Below are 7,726 nucleotides of genomic sequence, written 5' to 3' on the forward strand. Positions count from 1 at the left end.
ATTCCTGTAGTTTTAGGACTGTGGACTAAAATTACTAACGTAGATGTCTAACATTGACTACTTTTGGGTAGCTTTGTCCATGTTTTTACGAGCGGTTTCTTAGACTTTGCGTAATTCCCAGAAACAAAGAAAGAATAATCTTTTAGTCTGCTTCACTTCGTTTCAGTGCGGCTAAAACTGCTTGCTGGCTAACTGTTTGGTAGATTTTGCTCAAATGCTGTTTGATGCCGTCTGATGCGGGGGAGGATTTGGTAGTTGTCAGTTTGGCGTCGGTTGCCAGGGGAATGGGGCCTAAAATATCTAATACGGTTTCGCTGCTGGGCGGCGGTACAATCACGACTAAAGATGATTCTAGCTGTTGGTTGTATTCCCAAAAGCGATCGACCTTCGGCACTTTAGCATTCGCGGCGGGGGAATTGTCATAGGTGTTTAGCTGGGAATTTTCCTCTGCTTGGGTACCCCGTCTCTGGCGGAGTGCGGTTAAAATTTGCTCTTTGGTTCTACCGCGCAGTTGAAACAGTACGAAGGGGTCTTCGCCGAAGCGATCGCCCAATAAGTAGTATACTGCACTGATGTGTTTGCAAGGATTTTTCGGGTCAGGACAGCTACAGCGCGATCGAATATCTGACAAACTTAACGGAAATAGGGTTTTTCCGGCCGCCGCAAATACATCTTCAATATTGTGAGGCATTTCTCCAGCTAATAGTTTAGCTGAAAAAACCGCTCTTTGCGACATATTTTCAATCACGTAATCCCAATCTTCATCGGTTAAAGTATCGAGTCCTAAAGAAACTTGATAGGGTTTAGGATCAGTTCCTTGAACTATGGCAATTACTTCTTGGTTGGGAAATTTAATGCTGAGAACTTTGCCTTCCCGCGCATATTGCCATCCGCGTTCTAATCGCTTTTTGAAGCGGTAGGTATTGATTAAATCGAGCCATTGTTGTGTCCACCATTCTCTGTCAATCATAAGCGGAAGGAAGAAGGAAGAAGGAAGAAGGAAGAAGGAAGGAGGAAGAAGGAAGAAGGAAGAAGAAGGTTTGTAGTGAGGACTTTAGTCCGCAAAAATAAGGAAAAAAAGAAATAAGAAGGTTTGTAGTCAGGACTTTAGTCCGCATTCAAAAAGGAAGAAGGAAGAAGAAAGAAGAAGGTTTGTAGTGAGGACTTTAGTCCGCATTTAAGAAGGACTGAAGTCCTCACTACGAACCCTAAAAATTATTCTTCTTCTGTTTCTATAATAGCATTGCGATCGAGAATTAGTAAATTGCGAAGTTGGTCAGTATCGAGTTCAGTCAGCCAGTTTTCGCCCGCGCTGACTACTTGTTCGGCGAGAGCTTTTTTACTTTCGATCATATCGTGAATTTTCTCCTCTAAAGTACCAGTACAGACAAATTTGTGAACTTGCACATTTCTCGTTTGACCGATCCGAAATACGCGGTCAGTTGCCTGATTTTCTACTGCGGGATTCCACCATCTATCGTAGTGGAAAACGTGGGTTGCTCTGGTTAAATTTAAGCCAGTACCGCCCGCTTTTAAGGATAATATCATAATCGGCGGGCCTTGCGGATCGTGCTGGAAGCGATCGATCATTTCTTCCCGCTGCTGCTGCTTAATGCCGCCGTACAAAAACAAAACCTCTCGCCCTAAATGCTTTTCCAGATGCGGTTTCAGGAGTTTTCCCCATTCAGCAAATTGAGTAAAAATCAAAGCCCGATCGCCCTGGGCGACAACCTCTTCCAACATTTCCACCAACCGCTGCAATTTTCCCGATTCTTGGCTGTTAATGCTCAATTCCTTCGGCTTACCTTCTGCTTTCACAAGGGCAGGGTGGTTGCAAAGTTGCTTCAGTTTTACCAGCAAAGCCAGAATCATGCCTCGGCGCTGAATGCCTTCGGCTGATTCTAAATTAGCGATCGACTCTTCAACTACTTTCTGATATAATGCCGCCTGTCCTGACGCCAGACTGCAAAATACAGTCATCTCCTGTTTTTCCGGCAAATCTTGGATGATTTCTTTGTCAGTTTTCAGGCGGCGGAGGATGAAAGGCCGCACGAGCGATCGCAAAGTATGCAATGATTCTCTATCTCCATATTTCTCGATCGGAATTGCAAACCGGCGCTGAAAGAAATTGCGCGGTCCCAAATAGCCGGGATTGAGAAACTCTAAAATTGACCACAATTCTTGCAATCTATTTTCCACCGGAGTTCCCGTCAGCGCAATTCTAAAAGATGCCTCTATTTGCCGCACCGCCTGCGACTGCTTCGCCTCGGAATTCTTAATGTTTTGCGCTTCATCTAAAACCAATCCCTGCCATTTAGTGCTTTGAATTTCCTTAGCATCGCGAAACACCAGAGAATAACTGGTAACTATTAAATCTTTTCCCTTAATTGCGGCCGCAAATGCTTTACCTTTAGCGCGTTGATCTCCATAATGGAGTAACACTTTCAACGTCGGGCCAAACTTCTTGACTTCGCGTTCCCAATTCCCTAACACTGATGTCGGACAAACCAGTAAAGTCGGGGCTTTTAGGGCATCCTGTTCTTGCAAATGCAGGAGAAAAGCAATTAGCTGAATCGTTTTGCCGCAACCCATATCGTCCGCGAGACAAGCACCTAAACCCCAGCGTTCTAAAAATGCTAACCAGCCCGCCCCTAGCGCTTGATAAGGCCGCAATTGTCCTCGAAAAGTGGCTGGAGTTGCGATCGCACTTACGGCCTGATTATCGCTCAAAGTATTCAACAATTCCTGAAGTTGACCAGTTGCTTCAAAATTCACCACCGGCAACTTTTCAATCATCTGGGAATCGCCCGAAGCCAACCGCAAAGCATCTTCCAAGGAAAGAGTCATTTGCTCTTTGCGACTAGCAAAGAAACTTTGAGCCGCCCTGACATCGGTTGCGCGCAACTCCACCCACTCGCCGTTAATTTCCACCAAAGGCGAATTCAACGCGATCAAGTTGTCAAATTCTGCCTTAGAAATGCGCTGTCCGCCGATCGTCAATTCCCACTTAAAACTTAACAGACTTTGCAAGCCCAGCCCGCCTTTCGCCGGATTCACCTTCGGAGTTTCCGCCTTAATACTCAAACCCAAACGACTCGCCCAACCATCAGCCTTTGTCAAACTCGGCGGCAAAACCACGCCCAACCCGCTATCAGCAAACCGCCAAGCCACAGACTTAATAAACTCGTAAGCTTGCAGCGGATTTAGTTGACAAGATTGCGGTCGTTGTGCTTGCAAACTCGGCTCAATTAACGGATAAAGTTTCGAGGCTAAACCCAAGCCACTGAGCAAAGTTTCTTGAGGCAATTCAATTGTCCGCCCCGCATAATTTAAACGTTCGACAGAGTTGTTCCAAACAGTTGTCGCATCTACCAAAAAATCGGTTTCATCTACTGCTTGCAAGCAATAATTTAAACTCCAGTTAACTTTGCCGGGAGATGGCGGTAGTAGTTGAAAACAAGTGTGAAATTGATTTTGTTGAGATAGTTGATTTTGCAGCGGTGCAGCCCAAGCAGTCAGCTTGGTTGCCAACTTTTCCAAAGCTGCTGATTCGGCGCGCACAATCCCAGATTCCTGCTGCAAAGCTTGCAACCATTCGCGGGTTGGGGAAACTGTTTTGATGTCTAAAGTTGAGCCAGCAGCCGTTAGCGCAGCCCTCGCAGACGATCGCACTTCACAATCTACAACACTACTCAAAAACCCCAACACCAAATCCTCCGCCCCCACCGGCAAATCCACCGCCAAAGCCCATTCCCCGATTTCTGCTTCCCCTCTTCCTTCTTCCTTCTCCCCTCTTCCTTCTTCCTTCTTCTGATATATTCGACAAGCCGCCGGCATTTGCTTGGCAAAAGTAGCGAGGCGGAGTGTATCTGTAGAACTATCTAACAAAGGTTGCCATTTAGCAATAGCAGAACCGTCAGGTTGTGGTTCTAATGCTGGCAAAAATTTGCACCTCGCCAACAAATCCAAACTCCACCTAGCAATATGAGACCAAAAACGCAAATCCGATCCGACAAAAGAGTCTAGTTCTGTGCTATTGAGTGGCAGTGATTGCAAGAAAACAAAAGCTGCTTGAGGGTTGAGTAAATAACCTTCTACTTGCCAAGGATAAAGGTAAATTTCCTCGATTTTTGTTGGTTCTTCAAGTGCTGCTGCTGAGTGCTGCGGGATTAGTGTGGCGTTGTCTGCGGAGATTTGGGTGGGAAGTGCGATCGCCCGAACTTGCCTTTGAATCGATAAATTTTCCGTAGGAATGGCTGCGGGTGTCGTTTTGGGCGATCGTCTAGTCTTCTTGATTTTCTCCTGAATCTCTTCGGTTGCGGGTAATTGCCAGTTGAGTTTGCCCGACTGCTGCAAGGAAGTTAGAAAAGTCTTCAGTTCAGATTCGGTCATTGCCAAAGGATGCTGTAGACTCATCCCCGATTTAACGGTATCAATCGCCCCAACTTTCCGCCAAGTTTCTCCCCAAATAAATAAGCCACTTTTTTCTTTTTCCAGTAGCCAACTGCCGTGTAAAATTGCCATTTTTAAATCCTAATATTTTTATTTAATTGCGAGACTTGCTACAGCAGTCCTGTTTGATTTGTGAATAATATAACTCTTGCAAAAAATCCGAAATATCTTGAAATTATCTGCGTTAATCTGTGTTTATCTGCCTGACATCTGCGGTTGACCTAATTGATCCAAATTTCCCAATCGAAAATTCATAGTACCATCTATGGAATGTGTTTGGCGGGCGATCGACCGGAGAATCGACTGGAGAACATGAAAAAAAATTAAAGAGTATAAATGCTTACAATCAAGACACTGACAGTCGATCGCCCGCCGATTATCTCTCTCTTTTGGCTGGTTCCTCTCAAACATCCTGTGGTAATGTTACGATCCCGACAGAGAAAGAATGTGGTAGATAAGGAAGCAGTGCTACATGGTAGAGATAGACAAGTCAATATCTTTTGATGGACGGGATATTAGACTGAAGATTGGTTTACTGGCGCCTCAAGCAGGCGGTGCAGTTTTGATTCAGTCGGGTGACACGGCGGTTTTAGTGACAGCGACTCGATCGCAGGGGAGAGAGGGAATTGATTTCCTGCCCCTGTTGGTGGATTACGAAGAGAGACTCTACGCTGGCGGTAAAATTCCCGGTGGATTTTTGCGCCGGGAAGGGCGTCCCCCAGAAAAAGTGACTTTGACTGGGCGTTTGATCGATCGCCCGTTGCGTCCGCTATTCCCTAGCTGGCTGCGAGATGACATCCAAGTTGTCGCAACAACGCTGTCGATGGACGAACAAGTACCCCCCGACGTTTTGGCAGTGACAGGCGCTTCCGTCGCGATTCTGCTGGCGAAAATGCCGTTTTACGGGCCGATGGCGGCTGTGCGAGTTGGTTTGGTAGGGGACGATTTCATCATCAATCCCACCTATAGCGAAATCAAAGAAGGCGAATTGGATCTCGTGGTAGCCGGTTCTCCAGACGGAGTAATCATGGTGGAAGCCAGCGCCAACCAATTGCCGGAACAGGATATCATCGAGGCGATCGACTTCGGCTACGAAGCAACCTGTGACTTGATTCAAGCCCAGCGCGAAATCATGGCAGAATTGGGCATCGATTTCGTGGTAGAGGAACGCCCACCGCAAGATTTCGCCCTCGAAAACTTCATTCGCGATCGCGCCCAAGAACCCATCCGCATCATTTTGTCAAGATTTGAAAAAGACAAAACAATACGGAATGCAGCTTTGGACGAAGTGAAGGCAAATGCAGTCGAATCTGCGATCGCCGAACTAGCCGAAGACGATCCGATCAAACTAGCAGCCACCAGCAAGACAATTGGCAACGTTTTCAAAGACGTTACCAAGAAAATGATGCGGAAGCAAATCATCGAAGATGGCGTCCGTGTAGACGGCCGCAAGCTAGACGAGGTGCGACCCGTTTCTTGTCGTGTAGGGGTGCTGCCGTCGCGAGTACACGGCTGTGCGCTGTTCAATCGCGGCTTAACCCAAGTCTTGTCCGCAGCAACTCTGGGAACTCCAGGAGACGCGCAAGATTTAGCCGATGACTTGCACCCGCAGCAAGACAAACGCTACCTGCATCACTACAATTTCCCCCCATTTTCCGTGGGAGAAACCAAACCGATGCGATCGCCCGGACGCCGAGAAATCGGTCACGGAGCCCTTGCAGAACGCGCTTTGCTGCCAGTTTTGCCATCCAAAGAAGATTTCCCCTACGTCATTCGCGTAGTTTCCGAAATCCTCTCCTCCGACGGTTCAACCTCAATGGGTTCAGTTTGCGCCTCAACGCTAGCGTTAATGGATGCAGGCGTTCCCCTTTCGCAACCCGTCAGCGGCGCGGCCATGGGATTAATCAAAGAAGGCGATGAAGTCCGAATCTTGACTGACATTCAAGCAATTGAAGACTTCTTAGGCGACATGGACTTCAAAGTAGCCGGTACCGACACCGGAATTACTGCTTTGCAAATGGACATGAAAATCAAAGGTTTGCCCTTAGATGCGATCGCAAATGCGATCCGTCAAGCCAAACCTGCGAGACTGCACATTTTAGAAAGAATGCTAGCAACCATCGACACTCCCCGCAAGGAAATGTCGCCGTTTGCACCGCGTTTGCTAACGCTGAAAATCGATCCCGAATTTATCGGTTTGGTAATTGGGCCTGGTGGTAAAACTATCAAAGCCATCACCGAAGAAACTGGTGTCAAGATTGACATCGAAGACGACGGAACCGTGACAATTGCTGGTAACGACAGTGAAAAAGCTCAACGGGCTTACAATATTGTCCAAGGCATGACGCGGAAGTTGAATGCTGGAGACGTGTATGTCGGCCGCGTAACTCGAATTATTCCGATCGGCGCTTTTGTCGAAATTCTGCCAGGAAAAGAAGGAATGATTCACATTTCCCAGTTAGCGGACTACCGTGTTGGGAAAGTGGAAGACGAGTTAGCTGTGAATGATGAAGTGATTGTCAAAGTGCGAGAAATTGACAATAAAGGTCGAATTAATTTGACCCGTTTGAACATTCATCCCGACGAAGCGGTAGCCGCCCGCGAAGCGTTGAATAAATAGTTGACAGTTGGTAATTGGTAATTGCTTTTGGAGTAATTGCTAATTGCTGATTGGTAACTGGTAATTAGTAATTCCTAATTGCTAATTGAGATAAAATCTGATTGTTTCAGATTGATTTGGGAGTAGGTGCGCGACAGCGACAGATCGACAAAAGTGCGATCGGCTGTGGGAGTTCATACAGTCGCGCACTTTCCCCTCGGCACTTAAAACTATCTGCGATCGTTTGGCGGTTGAAACCGCTACTATACAAACGAAGTCCGCCTCCGCGGACTGAATAAAATATAAAGTATGCTTAGCTGTAGGGTGCGTCGCCATTAAAAATCCCTCAAAAAAATCGACAATCGATCGAGCGACGCACCTTACAAAATGGTCAGTATAAACAACCCTCTGCTTAACTCTTGCCCAAAATTTTATTGTACCAAGATTTTTGAGAAATAGTATAACCTAATACGGTTGACTTAAGAACAATCTGAGTTGAGGGTACGTTGTTGCGCTTCAGCGCTCTTTCCTAATATTTATAAAGAGCGCTGAAGCGCAACAACGTACCTAATTTGTCTCACGGGGAAGTAGGGGGCAAGAATTCGGAAGATCGAGTCCTAATAATCAAATAACAGCAATACAATCAATCTCTACCAACACATCCTTCGGCAAACG

The 7,726-nt window shown here is 46.6% G+C and carries 4 protein-coding genes; 2 read left to right on the forward strand and 2 right to left on the reverse strand.

Annotated elements, in window-relative coordinates; translation table 11 throughout:
• Positions 1–142: 142 nt before the first annotated feature.
• Together JGK20_RS31205 and JGK20_RS31210 are read right to left on the reverse strand one after the other, a co-directional pair.
• Positions 143–970 (reverse strand): SWIM zinc finger family protein, encoded by an 828-nt coding sequence (locus tag JGK20_RS31205; RefSeq protein WP_293196406.1) that lies wholly within the window; start codon positions 968–970, stop codon positions 143–145.
• A gap of 245 nt (positions 971–1,215) precedes the next feature.
• A complete protein-coding gene (locus JGK20_RS31210; protein WP_293233376.1) occupies positions 1,216–4,524 on the reverse strand; it encodes a DEAD/DEAH box helicase in 3,309 nt (1,102 codons plus the stop codon).
• A 264-nt stretch (positions 4,525–4,788) separates the two neighbouring features.
• On the opposite strand from JGK20_RS31210, the gene JGK20_RS31215 reads away from it, so the two are divergent.
• Together JGK20_RS31215 and JGK20_RS31220 are read left to right on the forward strand one after the other, a co-directional pair.
• Positions 4,789–4,956, forward strand: a complete 168-nt coding sequence (locus JGK20_RS31215) for a hypothetical protein (protein ID WP_293150440.1) — start codon at positions 4,789–4,791, stop codon at positions 4,954–4,956.
• A complete protein-coding gene (locus JGK20_RS31220; protein WP_293180665.1) occupies positions 4,925–7,072 on the forward strand; it encodes a polyribonucleotide nucleotidyltransferase in 2,148 nt (715 codons plus the stop codon). The genes JGK20_RS31215 and JGK20_RS31220 overlap by 32 nt, the downstream gene beginning before the upstream one ends.
• Positions 7,073–7,726: the final 654 nt, after the last annotated feature.

The sequence above is a fragment of the Microcoleus sp. PH2017_05_CCC_O_A genome (assembly GCF_020738785.1).
Lineage (GTDB): Bacteria > Cyanobacteriota > Cyanobacteriia > Cyanobacteriales > Microcoleaceae > Microcoleus.